The sequence below is a fragment of the Vibrio panuliri genome (assembly GCF_009938205.1).
Classification (GTDB): domain Bacteria; phylum Pseudomonadota; class Gammaproteobacteria; order Enterobacterales; family Vibrionaceae; genus Vibrio; species Vibrio panuliri.
Window position 1 is genome coordinate 2,830,049 of sequence record NZ_AP019654.1, and the last position, 18,115, is coordinate 2,848,163.

At 45.8% G+C, this 18,115-nt stretch carries 20 protein-coding genes and 1 tRNA gene; 8 read left to right on the plus strand and 13 right to left on the minus strand.

Annotated elements, in window-relative coordinates; translation table 11 throughout:
• Nucleotides 1-58 precede the first annotated feature (58 nt).
• Together GZK95_RS12895 and GZK95_RS12900 are read left to right on the plus strand one after the other, a co-directional pair.
• Nucleotides 59-853 (plus strand): cytochrome C assembly family protein, encoded by a 795-nt coding sequence (locus GZK95_RS12895; protein ID WP_075715361.1) that lies wholly within the window; start codon nt 59-61, stop codon nt 851-853.
• A gap of 127 nt (nt 854-980) precedes the next feature.
• On the plus strand, nt 981-2,255 hold the full coding sequence (locus tag GZK95_RS12900; protein WP_075706975.1) for an HlyC/CorC family transporter: 1,275 nt from the start codon (nt 981-983) through the stop codon (nt 2,253-2,255).
• 86 nt (nt 2,256-2,341) lie between these two features.
• On the opposite strand, the gene rpoS is transcribed toward GZK95_RS12900, so the two are convergent.
• The 11 genes from rpoS to folB form a co-directional block, all read right to left on the minus strand.
• Complete coding sequence (gene rpoS, locus GZK95_RS12905) at nt 2,342-3,325, minus strand: RNA polymerase sigma factor RpoS (RefSeq protein ID WP_075706977.1); 984 nt, start codon at nt 3,323-3,325, stop codon at nt 2,342-2,344.
• 73 nt (nt 3,326-3,398) lie between these two features.
• On the minus strand, nt 3,399-4,319 hold the full coding sequence (locus tag GZK95_RS12910; RefSeq protein WP_075715360.1) for a peptidoglycan DD-metalloendopeptidase family protein: 921 nt from the start codon (nt 4,317-4,319) through the stop codon (nt 3,399-3,401).
• Between the two features lie 2 nt (nt 4,320-4,321).
• On the minus strand, nt 4,322-4,948 hold the full coding sequence (locus tag GZK95_RS12915) for a protein-L-isoaspartate(D-aspartate) O-methyltransferase (protein WP_075706981.1): 627 nt from the start codon (nt 4,946-4,948) through the stop codon (nt 4,322-4,324).
• A 2-nt stretch (nt 4,949-4,950) separates the two neighbouring features.
• Nucleotides 4,951-5,709, minus strand: a complete 759-nt coding sequence (gene surE, locus GZK95_RS12920; protein WP_075715359.1) for a 5'/3'-nucleotidase SurE — start codon at nt 5,707-5,709, stop codon at nt 4,951-4,953.
• The gene (gene truD, locus GZK95_RS12925; protein ID WP_075706985.1) at nt 5,706-6,752 is read right to left on the minus strand and encodes a tRNA pseudouridine(13) synthase TruD; all 1,047 of its coding nucleotides are present in this window, start codon (nt 6,750-6,752) and stop codon (nt 5,706-5,708) included. Before truD ends, surE begins: the two co-directional genes overlap by 4 nt.
• Nucleotides 6,753-6,785: 33 nt before the next feature.
• A complete protein-coding gene (gene ispF / locus GZK95_RS12930) occupies nt 6,786-7,265 on the minus strand; it encodes a 2-C-methyl-D-erythritol 2,4-cyclodiphosphate synthase (protein ID WP_075715358.1) in 480 nt (159 codons plus the stop codon).
• Between the two features lie 3 nt (nt 7,266-7,268).
• On the minus strand, nt 7,269-7,976 hold the full coding sequence (gene ispD, locus GZK95_RS12935) for a 2-C-methyl-D-erythritol 4-phosphate cytidylyltransferase (protein WP_075706989.1): 708 nt from the start codon (nt 7,974-7,976) through the stop codon (nt 7,269-7,271).
• Nucleotide 7,977: 1 nt separating this feature from the next.
• Nucleotides 7,978-8,259 carry a cell division protein FtsB gene (gene ftsB / locus GZK95_RS12940; protein ID WP_075706991.1) on the minus strand — a complete coding sequence of 94 codons (282 nt, stop codon included), beginning with the start codon at nt 8,257-8,259 and terminating at the stop codon, nt 7,978-7,980.
• Nucleotides 8,260-8,367: 108 nt separating this feature from the next.
• Nucleotides 8,368-9,171 (minus strand): undecaprenyl-diphosphate phosphatase, encoded by an 804-nt coding sequence (locus GZK95_RS12945; protein ID WP_075715357.1) that lies wholly within the window; start codon nt 9,169-9,171, stop codon nt 8,368-8,370.
• 24 nt (nt 9,172-9,195) lie between these two features.
• Entirely contained in the window at nt 9,196-9,678 is a 483-nt protein-coding gene (gene folK, locus GZK95_RS12950) for a 2-amino-4-hydroxy-6-hydroxymethyldihydropteridine diphosphokinase (RefSeq protein ID WP_075715356.1), read from the minus strand.
• Nucleotides 9,675-10,028, minus strand: a complete 354-nt coding sequence (folB, locus tag GZK95_RS12955) for a bifunctional dihydroneopterin aldolase/7,8-dihydroneopterin epimerase (RefSeq protein WP_075706997.1) — start codon at nt 10,026-10,028, stop codon at nt 9,675-9,677. Before folB ends, folK begins: the two co-directional genes overlap by 4 nt.
• A gap of 157 nt (nt 10,029-10,185) precedes the next feature.
• Here folB and plsY point away from each other — a divergent pair, with 157 nt between their 5' ends.
• The gene (gene plsY, locus GZK95_RS12960) at nt 10,186-10,809 is read left to right on the plus strand and encodes a glycerol-3-phosphate 1-O-acyltransferase PlsY (protein ID WP_075715355.1); all 624 of its coding nucleotides are present in this window, start codon (nt 10,186-10,188) and stop codon (nt 10,807-10,809) included.
• 81 nt (nt 10,810-10,890) lie between these two features.
• Here plsY and GZK95_RS12965 read toward each other — a convergent pair whose 3' ends face one another.
• Together GZK95_RS12965 and tsaD are read right to left on the minus strand one after the other, a co-directional pair.
• Nucleotides 10,891-11,709 (minus strand): alpha/beta fold hydrolase, encoded by an 819-nt coding sequence (locus GZK95_RS12965; protein WP_075715354.1) that lies wholly within the window; start codon nt 11,707-11,709, stop codon nt 10,891-10,893.
• A gap of 73 nt (nt 11,710-11,782) precedes the next feature.
• Complete coding sequence (tsaD, locus tag GZK95_RS12970; protein WP_075707003.1) at nt 11,783-12,799, minus strand: tRNA (adenosine(37)-N6)-threonylcarbamoyltransferase complex transferase subunit TsaD; 1,017 nt, start codon at nt 12,797-12,799, stop codon at nt 11,783-11,785.
• Between the two features lie 460 nt (nt 12,800-13,259).
• Here tsaD and rpsU point away from each other — a divergent pair, with 460 nt between their 5' ends.
• From rpsU to GZK95_RS12995, 5 genes are all read left to right on the plus strand, one after another.
• Nucleotides 13,260-13,475 (plus strand): 30S ribosomal protein S21, encoded by a 216-nt coding sequence (gene rpsU, locus GZK95_RS12975; RefSeq protein WP_001145625.1) that lies wholly within the window; start codon nt 13,260-13,262, stop codon nt 13,473-13,475.
• Between the two features lie 25 nt (nt 13,476-13,500).
• Nucleotides 13,501-13,944, plus strand: coding sequence for a GatB/YqeY domain-containing protein (locus GZK95_RS12980; protein WP_075707005.1), 444 nt, complete (start codon nt 13,501-13,503; stop codon nt 13,942-13,944).
• 138 nt (nt 13,945-14,082) lie between these two features.
• Nucleotides 14,083-15,846, plus strand: a complete 1,764-nt coding sequence (gene dnaG, locus GZK95_RS12985; RefSeq protein ID WP_075715353.1) for a DNA primase — start codon at nt 14,083-14,085, stop codon at nt 15,844-15,846.
• 98 nt (nt 15,847-15,944) lie between these two features.
• On the plus strand, nt 15,945-17,807 hold the full coding sequence (gene rpoD, locus GZK95_RS12990; protein ID WP_075707009.1) for an RNA polymerase sigma factor RpoD: 1,863 nt from the start codon (nt 15,945-15,947) through the stop codon (nt 17,805-17,807).
• A gap of 143 nt (nt 17,808-17,950) precedes the next feature.
• Nucleotides 17,951-18,026, plus strand: a tRNA-Ile gene (locus GZK95_RS12995).
• The last annotated feature ends 89 nt before the right edge of the window (nt 18,027-18,115 follow it).

The window sequence follows — 18,115 nt, forward strand, 5'->3', positions numbered from 1 at the left end:
CCCAAAAGCTTGATGCAAGGTATAATTTGTTAAAAATCCACCAGCTTAATCGAGAGTAATGGACAACTTAGTCGCAGTCAGCGCAGCAATTCTCTATATATTGGCGATTGCCACCATCATTCCTGGCTTGGTTCATCAAACAGGGATAAGAGCAAAAACCGTCTTGGTTAGTGCTGTTCTTGCGTTGATATTTCACGCGTGGTCATTAGGCGATCTTATTCTTTCAGGTTCAGGTCAGAACCTGAGTATCCTCAATGTCGCGTCATTAATTAGCTTTATTATTTCGCTGGTGATGAGTGTCGCGATGGTAAAAACGCGCATCTGGTTTTTATTACCCGTGGTGTACAGCTTTGCCGCGCTCAATCTACTTGCTGCCACGCTATTACCAAGTAGCTATATCACTCACTTTGAGAATGACCCAAAGCTGCTCATTCATATTTCGTTGGCGCTGTTTTCATATTCCACATTGACTATTGGCGCCTTGTACGCGCTGCAACTAGCATGGTTGGACAACCGACTTAAAGCGAAAAAGGCACTGGCGATTAACCCCAATGTCCCGCCATTAATGTTGATTGAACGTCAGTTGTTTAAGATTATCCTGATTGGTAACTTACTTCTGACCGCGACACTGCTGACTGGCTTTACCTTTGTTCAGGATATGATCGCCCAAGGTAAAGCCCATAAAGCGATTCTCTCTTTTGTCGCGTGGGTCATTTACTCCGTACTGATTTGGGGTCACTACCACAGAGGATGGCGCGGTAAGAAAGTAACATGGTTTGCCATTGCTGGTGCAACCTTGCTCACCATTGCCTATTTTGGCAGCCGCTTTGTGCGTGAGATCATTCTCAGATAATTGAAGGTGCAGAAATGCACCTTTTTTCATTCCTGAGCTTTAGGATATACCATTCTCTATTCATCATTGACTTACCGATATAGTTAGGTCATAAATTAAGCTAAACATCTCAAGGAACAGGTACGTTTTGGACGACATATCAACGGGTATCTTATTTGCGCTACTCGCGTGTCTCATTGTCATTTCAGGTTATTTTTCAGGTTCAGAGACGGGCATGATGGCTTTGAACCGCTATCGATTAAAACACTTATCCAACAGTGGTCATAAGGGTGCCAAACGCGTAGAGAGGTTGCTCGACCGACCCGATCGTTTGATTGGGCTGATTCTGATTGGCAATAACCTCGTCAATATTCTCGCTTCTGCCATCGCCACGATTCTCGGCATGCGTCTCTACGGTGATATCGGCGTCGCCATCGCCACTGGTGCTCTCACCTTAGTCATACTCGTCTTTGCCGAGGTTACCCCGAAAACACTCGCTGCACTTTATCCAGAACGCGTCTCCTATGCGAGCAGCATCTTGCTCTCAATACTGATGAAAGTCCTCTCGCCGCTGGTTATCTTAGTCAACTTTATCACCAACGGATTTATTCGCTTACTTGGTGTCAAAGTAAGTCATGGTGATGATGACCACCTCAGTTCTGAAGAGCTACGGACTGTGGTTAACGAAGCAGGAAGCCTTATCCCTCGTCGCCACCAAGATATGCTGGTGTCAATTTTGGATTTGGAAAATGTCACCGTGAACGACATCATGGTGCCACGTAATGAAATCACAGGTATTGATATCAATGACGACTGGAAGTCGATTGTTCGCCAGTTAACGCATTCACCGCATGGTCGTGTGGTTCTCTATCGCGACCAAATTGATGAAGCCGTAGGAATGCTGCGTCTGCGTGAAGCTTATCGCCTAATGTTGGAAAAAAACGAGTTCACCAAAGAGCGCTTATTACGAGCAGCCGATGAAGTCTATTTTATCCCTGAAGGTACACCGCTCAATGTACAACTGCTTAAGTTCCAACGTAAGAAGCAACGTATTGGTTTAATTGTCGATGAGTACGGCGATATTATAGGTTTGATCACCTTGGAAGATATTTTAGAAGAAATCGTTGGGGAGTTTACCACCTCAATCGCACCGAGCTTATCCGAGGAAATCGTGCCACAAGATGACGGTAGTTTCTTGATTGAAGCTAGCGCTAACATCCGCGATATCAACAAGGGCCTTAAATGGAAGTTGCCAACCGACGGACCACGCACTTTAAACGGTTTGATACTTGAGCACTTAGAAGATATTCCAGAAAGCCATTTGAGTGTGCAGGTTTCAGGTCATCCAATGGAGATCGTTGAGCTGGAAGAAAACCGCATAAAGTTGGTGAAGGTCTTCCCTAAAATTAAGAAAGCGAGCTAAGCAGACTCTTTACTCGCTTAAGTTCGATAACTCAAAACAAAAACGCCTTGGACAACCAAGGCGTTTGCGTTTAATCAGAACAGTGATTAATCGTCTTCGACGCTAAACAAGTTTTCCATACTCAAACCTTGCTTAACTAGGATTTCACGTAGGCGACGTAACCCTTCAACTTGAATTTGGCGTACTCGCTCACGAGTCAGGTTGATTTCTCTACCGACTTCTTCAAGCGTTGATGGTTCATATCCAAGCAAACCAAAACGGCGTGCCAAAACTTCTTTTTGCTTTGGATTTAGCTCATCAAGCCAATTAATTAGTGAATCCTTGATATCGTCATCTTGCGTCGACACTTCTGGATCTGAGTGCTTCACATCAGGAATGATATCTAACAGTGCTTTCTCACCATCACCACCAATTGGTGTATCCACTGAACTGATACGCTCATTTAGACGTAGCATTTTGCTGACATCGTCAACTGGCTTATCGAGTTGTGTGGCAATCTCTTCTGCGGTTGGCTCATGATCAAGCTTTTGCGATAGCTCGCGCGCGGTTCGCAAGTAGATATTAAGCTCTTTCACCACGTGAATCGGTAAGCGAATGGTGCGAGTTTGGTTCATTAGCGCACGCTCAATCGTTTGACGGATCCACCAAGTGGCGTAAGTTGAAAAGCGGAAACCTCTCTCGGGGTCAAATTTTTCGACCGCTCGAATCAAGCCAAGGTTACCCTCTTCAATTAAATCAAGTAGAGCGAGTCCTCGATTACTGTAGCGACGAGAAATTTTAACCACTAAACGCAGGTTACTCTCTATCATACGCTTACGCGCCGCTTCATCACCACGCAAAGCGCGACGTGCATATAGCACTTCTTCTTCTGCAGTGAGGAGTGGAGAGAAACCAATTTCGCCAAGATAAAGCTGAGTCGCATCGAGATTCTTATTCGATACCTCGTACTCTTCTTTGCTGGTCTCATTTACTGGTGTGGATTTTTGTTCGAGTTGTGTCTCGACATCGAAACCTTCCATGTTTTCAATATCAAACTCTTGTACTTTTGCTGCTGTGTTGCTGATACTCATAGCGCCTCCCCCTGGCGAGCTAGCAAGACATTTAATACATCTAATGTCCTTCGATGGATATTTCTAGCAAAGTTTACGGCAAGTAGCGTTTAGGATTCACTGACTTACCTTGATAGCGAATTTCAAAGTGCAAGCGAACACTGTTGGTTCCAGAACTGCCCATAGTTGCAATTTTTTGGCCTGATTTTACACTTTGACCTTCTTTTACTAGCAACTGATCGTTATGCGCATATGCGCTTAAAAATTTATCGTTATGTTTTATAATGACGAGGTTGCCATAACCTCTTAAAGCGTTTCCAGAATATACGACGGTGCCGGCAGCGGTGGATATGATGGATTGACCTCGCTGTCCTGCGATATCAATACCCTTATTCCCTTGGTCTCCCGTCGAGAAATTTTTAATTACTCTCCCTTTAGTTGGCCACAACCATTTGGTAACGTTAGCGTTAGCATGTGTCGATTTACTGACATTATTGTTAACATTCTGTTTACCTTTAGAACCAACATACTCCTTTGGTTTAGATTGTTCAACCCCTTTTGTCGCAGTTTTTTGTGCTACTGGTTTAGTATTGGTGGTGCTTTGCTTTGTAACCCCTTGATTCGAGTTTTTACTCGAAGTTGTCGGTTTGGCTGCAGCCACCGCAGAACCTGTTGCTACCGCTTTAGTTGAGGAGCCACCAGCGCCTGTACCCGCATAAGCCGGTGGACGATAGGCAGGCTGCCATAGTTTTAGCTTTTGTCCTGGGTAAATCGTGTAAGGGGCTGAAAGACGGTTGTAGCGGATGATCTCATTTACATCTTTATCTGTAACGTAAGCAATAAAGTAGAGCGTATCGCCCTTCTCTACTTGATAGTAACTGCCTCGATAGCTGCCACGCGGAATGGAATCATAATCTTTATTCAAACTTGATACAGGCGCAGGGGAATGAGCCGAACATCCAGCTAGAATGCTACTCAGAGTAAATATCAATAATGAATGAGACTTAATATGCATGATTAAGCAAGATCACCCGCGACTAAAGGTACGAAGCGCACCATTTCTATTACTTCAGATAAATAACCATCTCCCTGACGAGAGATTTTTAACAACTGTTGCTCGTCTATTCCTACTGGAATGATAAGCACACCGCCATCATTTAATTGCTCAAGCAGCTGTTGAGGAATGCTCTCTGCCGCTGCCGTGACAATAATGGCATCAAAAGGGGCTTTCGCTGCCCACCCTTGCCAACCATCGCCATGTTTAGTGGATATATTATAGATGTCCAACTGTTTCAGACGACGTTTTGCCTCCCATTGCAACGCTTTGATGCGCTCGACGGAATAAACATGATCCACTAACTGGGCAAGCACCGCCGTTTGATAGCCGGAGCCTGTACCCACCTCTAGGACTTTACTCTCAGGTTTAAGTTCCAGCATCTCCGTCATTTTAGCGACGATGTACGGTTGAGAAATTGTCTGTCCATGACCAATCGGTAGCGCATTGTTGTCATACGCTTGGTGCATCATTGCTTGAGAAACGAAACTTTCCCGAGGCAATGCGTGTATTGCTTCCAGTACCGCTTGATCTTTAATGCCACTCGCGACAAGAAACTGCATCAATTTGTCGGCATGTGGGTTTGCCATTACTACTTACCTTTTAACCAATGAGACATTGCGCCGATAGACTCATGAGCTGTCAAATCCACTTGCAGTGGCGTAATGGAAACAAATCCATGTTCTATCGCATAAAAATCTGTGCCTTCTCCGGCATCCTGCTCTTTACCTGGAGGACCTAACCAATAAATATCATGCCCGCGAGGATCTTGCTGCTTAATCATGTCTTCAGCGTGATGACGCGCACCCAAGCGTGTTACTACTGTCCCGGTTAACTCGTTATAAGTACGATCCGGGATATTGACGTTCAATAATCGGTTGGTAGGGATTGGCTGTTTTAAGTGCTGTTCAACCAGCTCAACCGCGACTTGAGCGGCGGTAGCAAAGTTGACCTTCCCAGCTAAAGATAGAGCAATCGACTGCACACCTAAGAAGTGCCCCTCCATCGCGGCAGCCACGGTGCCCGAATAGAGGACATCATCACCAAGGTTGGCACCATGATTAATGCCTGATAACACCAAATCAGGTAAATCATCCTTCATCAGCTCGTTGAGCGCAAAGTGCACACAGTCTGTCGGAGTCCCTTGGACAGAGTAGATTTGAGGCGCAATCATTGTCACGCGGAGCGGTTGCTCGAGAGTCAATGAGTTAGATGCACCAGAACGATTGCGATCAGGAGCAACGATCGTGATATCGGCAAATGGCTGCAATGCTTTGGCTAAGGTGTGAATGCCCTCGGCATGCACACCGTCATCGTTACTCAGTAATATTCTTAGCCGTGACTCACTCATGAGTAGCTGCGCTCCACTTCCACTTCTTCAATCAGTTCACGCACGATCGCGGTAGCAAAGCAACCGGAGTCTAAGGCGAAGCGCAATGTGATATTGTCGCCTTCAACTTGCCAAGTAAGATTTTGTGCTTTAAGTGCGATCTCACGGCGATCATGACGCATGCGATTACCACGAATCAGTGCCATCAGATCCGGCTCTGCGTCCAACTGAGGCTGTTCCAACTCAAGTGCTTGAGCCTGAGTTGGCAGCGCATTGTCACCCGCCATAGCAGCAGTAATAAGACACTCACCAGTTGCAACTTTCTCGCCCAATTCAACGATATTGCTTGATTCAACCAGTTGTTGTTCTCGGCCCGCTTGCAGCACATCCCCATCCAATAGCTGGGTAAAAGCGCCTTGCTCGATACGAGCAGAAACGATGTTATTAAAAATCCATGAACGGGCTGCCGACAAGTAGAGGCTACGTTTATTCTGGTTACGAGTACGTACGTTCTCACGGCCCCAACGGCGCGCTTCAAGCACATTATTGCCATCGTGACCAAAACGCTGATTACCAAAATAGTTTGGCACACCAGTTTGTGCGATCTTCTCTAGACGAGCGATCACTTGCGCCACATCTGTCACTTCAGCGAGTGTTACGACAAACTCATTACCAACCAAATCGCCTGGGCGTAACTTCTTGTTGTGGCGGTCTGTCGCGACAATCTCAATCGATGGGTATTGAGCAAGGAAAGCACTAAAGTCTGGCGTTTCACCTTTTGGTAAATGCACACTCAGCCACTGTTCAGTGACGGCATGACGGTCTTTTAAACCAGCCCAGCTCACATCTTTCGATTTCACACCGCAAGCTTTCGCCAGCTCATTAGCAACGAAGCTGGTGTTTTCACCCGTTTTACGCACGCGCACCATCAAGTGCTCGCCTTCACCCGTAAAATCAAAACCTAGGTTTTCATACACTTGAAAATGCTCAGGCTTGAGTTTCAATTTGCCTTGAGCGGTTGGCTTACCATTTAAATAAGCGAGCGAAGATAAAATATCTGACATGATTGATTCCATCGCCAACAGCGGCGACTTAAATTAATTTTGTTTGATCAATAGCACCACCGCTTCACACGCGATGCCCTCTTTGCGACCAGTAAAACCAAGACGCTCTGTTGTTGTCGCTTTGACGTTAACATTGCCAATCTCAGTCTCTAAATCTTGAGCAATAGCAGCACACATACTCTCGATATGAGGCGCCATCTTTGGCGCTTGCGCCATAATAGTCACGTCTGCATTGCCTAATACGTAGCCTTGCTCTTTGACGCGACGATATACATCACGCAGCAACATACGGCTATCTGCACCTTTCCATTTATCATCCGTATCCGGAAAGTGACGACCAATGTCCCCTGCCGCGATAGCACCTAACAGTGCGTCACTTAACGCATGTAGCGCAACATCACCATCTGAATGAGCAATTAAACCTTGCTCATAAGGAATGGCAACACCACCAATAATAACCGGGCCTTCGCCGCCAAATTTATGTACATCGAATCCGTGACCAATTCGCATCATGGGTTATCCTTTATTTCGCTCAAGATAGAACTCAGCTAACGCAAGATCTTCAGGTTGAGTAATCTTTATATTATCCGCCGCGCCTTGGACGAGTGCAGGTTGCAACCCCGCCCATTCAAGCGCTGATGCCTCATCAGTAATGATAGCACCCGCAGCCAATGCATCAGACAATGTGCGTGTGAGTTGAATCGTTCTAAACATTTGTGGGGTTAACGCATGCCACAATGCTTCCCGCTCAACAGTATGAGCAATCTCTTGCTGGCTGTTGGCGCGCTTCATCGTATCACGTACTGGGGCTGCTAAGATGCCACCAACGGCATGAGCCTGTGATACTTCAATCAGTGTGTTTATATCAGCCTCACGCACGCAAGGTCGCGCCGCATCGTGCACCATTACCCAGTCACTGAGTTGATGCTTAGCAACGTACTCTAAACCGGACAACACTGAATCGGCGCGCTCTTGGCCCCCATCCACTCGCACCACATCAGGGTGAGTTGCAATGGACAGTTCTGGAAAATAAGGATCGCCAGCGGTAACCGCAACCACAACTTTGTGGATGTCTGGATGAGCAAGCAACTTATCAACCGTGTGTTCTAGAACTGTTTTCTGACCAATGGTGAGATACTGTTTCGGCATGTTGGCTTTCATACGGCTGCCAACACCCGCTGCGGGAACTATCGCAACGATGCCTTGAGTAGTTATTGTTGTCATGTTACTGATGTTCCTCTCCAATCATGCGATAGAAGGTTTCCCCCTCTTTCACCATACCAAGCTCATGCCTTGCACGTTCTTCGATTGCATCCAACCCTTGGCGCAAATCATCAATTTCAGCGAACATTTCACTATTGCGCGCGGTTAGATTCGCATTCACTTGGTTTTGCACCTCGATCTCAGAGCTAACGGTTTGGTAATCAGCCATTCCGTTTTTACCCAGCCACCAGGTGTACTGTAGCCAGCCCAAAAGTAACAATAAGATCAGAGCAAAAACTCGCATAAAATTTTGTTAGAGAAGAAAAAAGAAAGACCACATATATACCATAATGTCACGTTTGGCGCGAGATTAGGAATATGTGGTCTCAAAGAATAAGCGAAATTAACGCGGTTAGTTTAAAGCTAGGAAAGCAAATAAACCAAAACCTAAGATCAAACGATAGATAACAAATGGGGTCATGCCCATACGTGAAATCAGTTTTAAGAAGAAATGAATACAGATGTAGGCACTGATAAATGAGGTAATAATCCCCGTCATCAACACACCTAAATGCACTGGCTCACCACTGGTCACTAATTGCAGCCCTAAATATCCACCGGCAAGCAAAATGATTGGAATCGACATTAAAAACGAAAAACGCGCGGCAGCTTCGCGGGTAAAGCCTAAATATAACGCAGCAGTAATGGTTGCCCCAGAACGAGAAGTTCCCGGAATCATAGCCAGTGCTTGAGCAACACCAATAAACAGCGCTTTTTGCCATGTTGCTTGAAACTCGTCATCTTTCAGCGCTGACTTCTTATCGACGTACCACAACAACAAACCAAAAATAATCGTGGTCGTCGCAATAATCCATGCACTGCGCATATAGAGCGAGATAATGTCTTTCATAAACAAGCCAAATACGCATGCTGGAATCGTGGCAAGCAAGATCATCCAAGCCAATTTGGCTTCTTTGCTTCTATCACCTTTAAAGATTGATGCAAAAAAAGCGCTCAGTAAGCTAACGACTTCACTGCGGAAATAGATCATGACCGCGGCTAACGTACCAACATGGACTGCAACATCAAATGCCAACCCTTGATCTTCCCAGCCCAAAACAGCTGAAGGCAAAATCAAATGCGCCGAACTGGATATTGGCAAAAACTCGGTCAATCCTTGGATCAAAGCCAATATAAACGCTTCAAAATAACTCATGTAAGACTCATAAATAGATAAATACTAAAACCATGGTTCCACTGCTTTGAGCGACTCTCGATGACTCGCTTGGTGATAAATCTCTGCAATGGTGCGACCATCCTGTGGGACAATCAAACTTGGGCACAGTTCATTAAGTGGCTGAATAACAAATGCATATTGGTAGATGTCATCACGCGGTACTTGAGGATGTTTCTGAGAGGTTTGCTCACCAAATAGAATGATATCCAAGTCTAAAGTGCGAGGTTCGAACTTCATCGCATTCACTTTGCGTCCCCATTTCAGTTCGATTTTACGCAAAGCATGTGAAAAATCCGTCAACGACATTGAGGTCGACATTTCTACGACGAGATTGTAAAAAGGCAGTCCATCAAAACCAACCGCTTCACACTCATAAATTGTGGAAAGGCGTAGTTTGTCTCCAATTCGAGACAATTCAACAATGGCCGCTTCAATATGTTTCTTGCGTTCCAAGTTTGAACCAACGCCAATATAGGCGGTGATCATAGTTGCCCTCTTTCAATCACCACGCCTACGCCTTTTGCTTGTGGCACGGCACCAGGTTTCGTTAAACGAATTTTTATCCATGGTACGTTAAAGCGAGACATGACAAGTTCTGCCACCTCTTCTGCCACTCGCTCAACCAACAGAAAACGACCCGTGGTGATGTGGTTGATTACCGCTTCGCTGACTTGCGCATAATCCAAAGCATCTTGTACGTCATCGCTTTTACCTGCCGGGCGGTTGTCATGAGCCATTTCGATATCAAGCACTAACTTCTGCTTGATCGCCTGTTCCCAGTCGTAAACGCCAATCGTCGTGATGACTTCGAGTTGTTCAATAAATACTTTGTCCATGCTTTGCTGCTTCCTATACAGGTCGGATACCCAACGAGGAGAAAAAATCGTACTATTCTGCTATCAAATGGTTGCTGTGAGTAGTTTGCTCATAGCAAGCGCGATATGATACCAACTACTTGCACTTTAGACATCTGTTTCATCGAGTTGAGCACCTATGACGCCATTAGCACTTGCCATGATCTTTTCAGCCTATTTGTTAGGCTCGATCTCAAGTGCGGTTTTGATCTGTCGACTGCTGCGTCTGCCTGATCCACGCGAAGTGGGATCCAATAATCCTGGCGCGACCAATGTGTTACGTATTGGCGGGCGTAAAGCCGCGGTAGCGGTTCTATTGTGTGATATGTTGAAGGGCACGATTCCTGTTTGGGGAGGTTACTTCTTAGATATAGAGCCTATCATGCTTGGTATTGTTGCTATCGCCGCCTGTCTTGGGCATATGTACCCGCTGTTTTTCCACTTCAAAGGGGGAAAAGGCGTTGCTACCGCACTTGGAGCGATCGCGCCGATCGGTTTGGATCTTACTGCCATGGTGATCGTTACTTGGCTCACTGTAGCGCTGATCTTCCGCTATTCATCACTGGCGGCACTCGTGACTGTGTTGTTGACCCCCATGTACACTTGGATGATCAAACCACAATATACTCTGCCCGTCGCCATGTTGTGCTGCCTAATTGTATTTAAGCATCACCAAAACATTCGCCGTCTCTATGAAGGGAGTGAGCCGAAAATTGGTGATAAGAAACTCAAACAGAATGAAGTAAAACAGGCCTCTGAATGAGGCCTCCCGTTCAATCATACACCCGCGTTATCACCAGCTAGCCCCACGATGAGCATCAGTCAGATCGTTGGCTAATCGGTACTAATTACTGTGAATGCGACTAAGAAAATTGTGCAGCATATCGGTGACAAATTGCGGCTGCTCTAAGTTAGAAATATGCCCAGCTTGAGGAATTTGAACTAACTCAGCACCATCAATGCAGTCTTGCATCAAGTAAGATTCTAATACTGGACGCGGCTTATCTTCTTGGCCAACCGCGATTAATGTTGGCAGGGCAAATTTCTCAACTTCTTCAATTAAGTCTCGACGCCCAAACACCATACGCCCGATTCTCGCCACCTCTGAAGCTTGCTCTCCTTTGAGCGCCAAAAGATGCTGCTCAAAATTTGCCACCAATTGCGGGTTTACCTCACGAACCTGATTAGCAAAGAAAAGAGGTACAACCGCCTCAGCGATAACCGCGGGAACGCACTGTTGTTCATCAATCGTGTTTAACATTGCAAAATACTTGTTGTGCGCAACCTCTGGCTCTAAGCCGACAAAGGTATCCATAAGCACTAGGCCTTTAATGCGCTGTGGCGCAAGAGAAACCAGTTCAGCGCCCCACATACCACCCACAGATAAACCGACGATCACACACTCTTCAATTGCCAGATGATCAAGCAATGCCAATACTTGCTGCGCATAATCCTGCAACGTTCGTGTCGACTGGGGAGCAAAATCTGACTCACCGTGTGCCCAAAGATCCGGAACAATACAGCGGTAGTGTTGGCTTAATCGCTCAACCTGTGGTGCCCACATATTGCTATCCCAAAGATAACTGTGACCAAATAGTACTGCCGGACCTTGACCAACGTCGAGATAAGCCATCTGCTGACCATCAATCGTAAATTTTTTCATACTTCTATCCATTGATTATTATTTTAAGTTGAGGGCATAAAAAAGGTCGCCAATGCGACCTTTACAGCGAGTTCTACGCGATAGGATCCAATTGATCAATCGGCCAACGAGGAACCGCCTGAACCGAAAGATCCGCCACTTCACCATTTTTTAGACGCTGCATACCAGCGTAAGCGATCATTGCCCCGTTATCGGTACAGAACTCAGTACGCGGGTAATAAACCTCACCACCGATTTTCTTCGCTAACTTCTCTAGTTCAGCACGAAGACGCTTATTTGCACTTACGCCACCAGCAATGACAATACGTTTAAAGCCAGTTTGATCCAATGCACGCTTACATTTGATCACTAATGTGCCACAAACCGCTTCTTCAAAAGCCAAAGCGATATCTGCTCGAGTTTGCTCATCATCACCATTGGCGGCGATGGTATTGGCAGTAAAGGTCTTTAGACCTGAGAAGCTCATGTCTAAACCAGGAACGTTGGTCATTGGACGTGGAAACTTAAAGCGCCCCGGTGTCCCTTTCTCTGCAAGTTTAGAAAGCAATGGACCACCCGGGTAATCTAGCCCCATCAGCTTTGCCGTTTTATCAAAAGCTTCGCCTGCGGCATCATCAATAGACTCACCAAGGATCTTGTACTCACCGATGCCTTTCACTTCCACCATCATTGAGTGACCACCGGAAACCAATACCGCGACAAATGGAAATGGCGGTGGATTGTCTTCAAGCATTGGCGCTAATAAGTGACCTTCCATATGGTGGACAGGTACAGCAGGTACACCCCATGCGTAAGCAAGGCTGCGACCAATCGTCGCTCCCACTAACAGCGCGCCAACTAATCCTGGCCCAGCGGTATAAGCAATACCGTCAATGTCTTTTGGCTCTAAGTTAGCCTCGGCCATTGCCGCTTTGATCAATGGGATCGTTTTCTTTACATGATCACGCGATGCAAGCTCTGGCACTACACCGCCGTAATCCGCATGCAGTTTGATCTGGCTGTAAAGCTGGTGAGAAAGCAATCCTTTCTCGTCATCATAAATAGCTATGCCTGTTTCATCACAGGAAGTTTCGATACCGATAATACGCATGATCTACTCGGGGTGTTTCTTGATTATTTGCAAATTGGCGGCAATCTTAACTCGCCTTCGCTTTGCAAACAAATTTTGTACAAAAAGGCTGAACACTTTTAACCCCGGCATAATTGTTTTTCGGTGAAAGTGACGAGCGAACTTTGCCATTCACCCAGCCAAACCTCTTAGCCAATAACCGAGTCAATTTGCTTAAAATCGCTGATGCTATTTGCCGACTAAAGTGCTGATTTAGAAAATATAAGCCAATAGAGAGCCTTAAGCCTTGGGGAATAAAGCTTGTTGACTTCCACTACCCCATAGCAATACATGGGTATATACTCGACAAAGTGCTTTACAAAGCCATAGTGATCGGATTAAAATTCCGCACCATTTTTGATCAAGCTGGTTATAGACCGAACAAAGCCGTTCGGACTGCCAATGCCAGCGTTAACGAATTAACCCCTGAGGTGAAAGGCATATGCCAGTAGTTAAAGTACGTGAAAACGAACCGTTCGACGTTGCACTACGTCGTTTCAAGCGCTCATGCGAAAAAGCAGGTATCCTTTCTGAAGTGCGTCGTCGTGAGCACTACGAAAAACCAACTACAGTTCGCAAACGCGCTAAAGCAGCTGCTCAAAAGCGTCACGCTAAGAAGCTAGCTCGCGAAAACGCTCGTCGCGTTCGCCTGTACTAATAGCTAAGTCCTAAAGGATATAGTTATGGCTCTGATTGATAAACTCAAAGACGAGCAAAAATTAGCGATGAAAGCCAAGGACAAATTGCGCCTTGGTACTATTCGTTTAGCTCTGTCAGCAATTAAGCAACGTGAAGTTGACGAACAGATCACTCTGAACGACGACGACATTCTTGCTGTGCTGACCAAAATGGTTAAACAACGTCGCGACTCTGTCGCTCAATACGAATCAGCTGGTCGTCAAGACCTAGCCGATGTGGAAAGCGCTGAAATTACTGTACTTGAGGACTTTATGCCTCAACCGCTTACAGATGAAGAAATTGCTGAGCTGATTGAAGCTGCAATTACTGAATCTGCACCTGCGGGCATGCAAGACATGGGTAAAGTAATGGGTGTTCTTAAACCGCAAATTCAAGGGCGCGCAGATATGGGTAAAGTAAGTGGTTTAGTTCGCGCTAAACTGGCTTAATTACCCAACCCTATTGCAGCAAGCCGTGCTCTCCATTGGATCGCACGGCTTGTTTGTATTTGGCAGATGGAATTTCCAAGATAGTTCACTGTATTATATAGTTACCCAACTTATCACTTTCTTTTTTTGTTAGGTTTTATGGCTGGACACATCCCACGCAGTTTTATTGATGACCTTCTAGCTCGACTCGATATCGTCGATATTATCGACGCGCGAGTAAAACTTAAGAAAAAAGGCAAGAACTATGGTGCTTGCTGCCCATTTCACAACGAAAAGACCCCTTCATTTAGCGTAAGCCAAGAGAAACAGTTCTATCACTGTTTTGGCTGTGGTGCGCATGGCAATGCCATCGACTTTTTGATGGAGTACGAACGCCTAGAGTTTGTCGAAGCCATCGAAGAGCTCGCTTCATTCCTTGGCTTAGACGTACCACGCGAACAACGCCAAGGGGGCAGTTTTCACAAAGATCAACCGCAAGCGAGCAGTGATCAAAAGCGTAGCTTGTATGATCTTATGGGCAGTATCGGCCAGTTCTACCGAGATCAACTTAAGCAATCGAGCAGTAAGATCGCGATCCAATACTTAAAAGATCGCGGGCTTTCAGGCGAGATCGTGCAGAAATTTGGTATTGGTTACGTGGCTGATGAGTGGGACTTAGTCCGTAAAAACTTTGGTCAGCACAAAGTCGCTCAAGATATGTTGGTCTCAGGTGGTATGCTGATCGAAAACGATAATGGCAACCGTTATGACCGTTTTCGTGGCCGTGTTATGTTCCCAATCCGAGATCGTCGTGGACGAGTGATCGGGTTTGGTGGTCGCGTGATTGGCGAAGGTACTCCCAAGTACTTAAACTCACCAGAAACACCGATCTTCCACAAAGGCAAAGAGCTATACGGCCTCTATGAAGTATTACAAGCATATCGTGAACCACCTCGAATCTTAGTCGTAGAAGGCTATATGGATGTTGTGGCTTTGGCGCAATATGGCGTCGATTACTCTGTGGCATCATTGGGTACTTCCACAACCGGTGATCATCTGCATGTGCTATTTCGCCAAACCAGTACCGTCGTTTGTTGTTACGATGGTGACCGAGCAGGACGAGAAGCGGCTTGGCGAGCGATGGAAAATGCACTGCCCTATTTAACCGATGGGCGACAACTGAAGTTCATGTTTTTGCCCGATGGCGAAGATCCCGATACTTACATTCGTCAATATGGCAAAGAGGCATTTGAGCAACAGATTGAAGCCTCGATGTCTTTGTCTGACTTTATGTTTAGCTCTCTGATGCAACAGGTTGATGTCTCCAACCGCGAAGGCATGGCAAAACTAACCAGCCTCGCCGTTCCTTTGATTGATAAAGTACCGGGTGGTACTTTGCGTTTATACTTGAGAGACTTACTCGGCAAACGCTTAGGTTTAATGGATGAGCGCCAACTGCAGCAGCTCATTAGTAAAGAAGGGCAAAAAGAGACTCGTGTTTTGCCTCATCAAGAGATAAAACGCACGCCAATGCGTGAGGTAATCGCTTTGCTAATTCAAAATCCGAGCTATGCTGAAATGGTACCGGATTTAAGTAGTGTGAAGAACCTAACAGTTCCGGGACTAAGTTTATTGTTAGAAGTGCTTGAATATTGTCAACTTCACCCCAATATCACTACAGGTCAATTGCTAGAGCAATGGCGAAATAGTAGCCAATCGGCACTTATGCTGCGTCTCGCGGGATGGGAAATTCCCCTCGATGACGACAACGAAAAAGATATATTTCTAGACTCATTGGACAGAATACTCTCCCAGTGCGTCGAAAAACAAATTGAAAATCTGCAAGCCAAAGAAAGAAGCGTCGGTTTATCAGCCGAGGAAAAAAGGGAGCTGCTAGCGTTAATGCTAGATTTGAAAGCGTAACCCTGTTTGTATAGGCAGCAATCAATTAATTTGTTAACATATATGGTTTGCATCTCGCATACTAATTCCTTCACCAAATACTAAGTTGGATACCGTCTATGGATCAAAATCCGCAGTCACAGCTAAAACAACTTGTCATTAAAGGCAAGGAACAAGGCTATCTGACCTACGCAGAAGTTAACGACCACCTGCCAGCAGAAATCGTAGATTCTGAGCAGGTTGAAGACATCATTCAGATGATTAATGACATGGGTATCCGAGTGGTGGAAACTGCTCCGGACGCTGATGATCTTGCGCTAAATGATGATGACACCATTACCGATGAAGATGCAGCAGAAGCTGCAGCGGCAGCGCTTTCAAGCGTAGAAAGCGAAATCGGTCGAACCACAGACCCAGTGCGCATGTACATGCGTGAAATGGGTACGGTTGAACTACTAACTCGCGAAGGCGAAATCGACATCGCGAAGCGTATCGAAGATGGTATCAACCAAGTACAAAACGCCGTTGCGGAATACCCAGGCACCATCCCATACATCTTAGAGCAGTTTGATAAGATTCAAGCAGAAGAACTTCGTTTGACAGATCTTATCACTGGCTTTGTCGATCCTGATGCTGATGAAACGGCAGCACCAACGGCGACACACATCGGTTCTGAACTTCAAGAGTCTGATCTTGATGATGAAGATGACGATATCGATGAAGAAGAAGATGGTGATGATGACGATTCTGATGACTCTGAAGAAGATACTGGTATCGACCCAGAAGTTGCATTAGAGAAGTTTACTGCACTGCGTAATACTTTCCAGAACTACCAATTAGCGGTCAATGAGCACGGTCAAGAAAGCCCGAAAGCTCAAATCGCTCACGAGTTGGTTCTAGACGTATTCAAAGAGTTCCGTCTAACACCTAAGCAATTTGACTACCTAGTCGAAGAGTTGCGCACTTCTATGGAACGTGTACGTACTCAAGAGCGCCTAATCATGAAGGCGACCGTTGAATACGGCAAAATGCCTAAGAAGTCATTCATTACACTATTTACGGGTAATGAATCGACTGAAGCATGGTTAGATGAAATCCTTGCGTCTGATAAACCATACGCAGACAAGATCAAGCTAAGTGAAGAGGACATTCGTCGTTCTATCACTAAGCTACGCATGATTGAAGAAGAGACGTCTTTGACTGTTCAAAGCATCAAAGACATCAGCCGTCGCATGTCTATCGGTGAAGCAAAAGCTCGCCGTGCGAAGAAAGAGATGGTTGAAGCGAACTTACGTCTAGTAATCTCGATTGCGAAGAAATACACCAACCGTGGTCTACAGTTCTTGGATCTAATCCAAGAAGGTAACATCGGTCTAATGAAAGCCGTTGATAAGTTTGAGTACCGTCGTGGTTACAAGTTCTCAACTTACGCAACTTGGTGGATTCGTCAGGCGATTACTCGTTCAATCGCAGACCAAGCTCGTACTATTCGTATTCCGGTACACATGATCGAAACGATCAACAAGCTAAACCGTATCTCGCGTCAAATGCTACAAGAGATGGGTCGTGAGCCGTTACCGGAAGAACTGGCAGAACGTATGCAGATGCCAGAAGATAAGATCCGTAAAGTACTGAAGATCGCAAAAGAGCCTATCTCAATGGAGACACCAATCGGTGACGACGAAGATTCGCATCTAGGCGACTTTATCGAGGATACCACTCTAGAACTACCACTAGACTCAGCAACGGCAACAAGCCTAAAAGCTGCGACTAAAGATGTTCTAGCAGGTCTAACACCTCGTGAAGCTAAAGTACTGCGTATGCGCTTTGGTATCGACATGAACACTGACCACACTCTAGAAGAAGTGGGCAAACAGTTCGATGTTACCCGTGAGCGTATTCGTCAGATCGAAGCGAAAGCATTGCGTAAACTACGTCACCCAAGCCGCTCAGAAACTCTGCGCAGCTTCCTTGACGAGTAAGAACTACTCTGTTTAGCAAAAAGGTGAGCATTGGCTCACCTTTTTTGTATACGGTTGGTTTAAATGGATAAAAACTAAGCGGAATTACCCTTAGTAGTGGCTAGACACTCCAAGCCGCTTCCCCTATAATCGTTGACCTATTCGGCCCCTTAGCTCAGTGGTTAGAGCAGTCGACTCATAATCGATTGGTCCCCAGTTCAAGTCTGGGAGGGGCCACCATTCAAATCAAGCACTTACCGCTTACCTTCTTTTGAATGTTGCCTTTTATTCCGTCCCGAGGTACAAAATCAGTACAGTACGCATTCGGG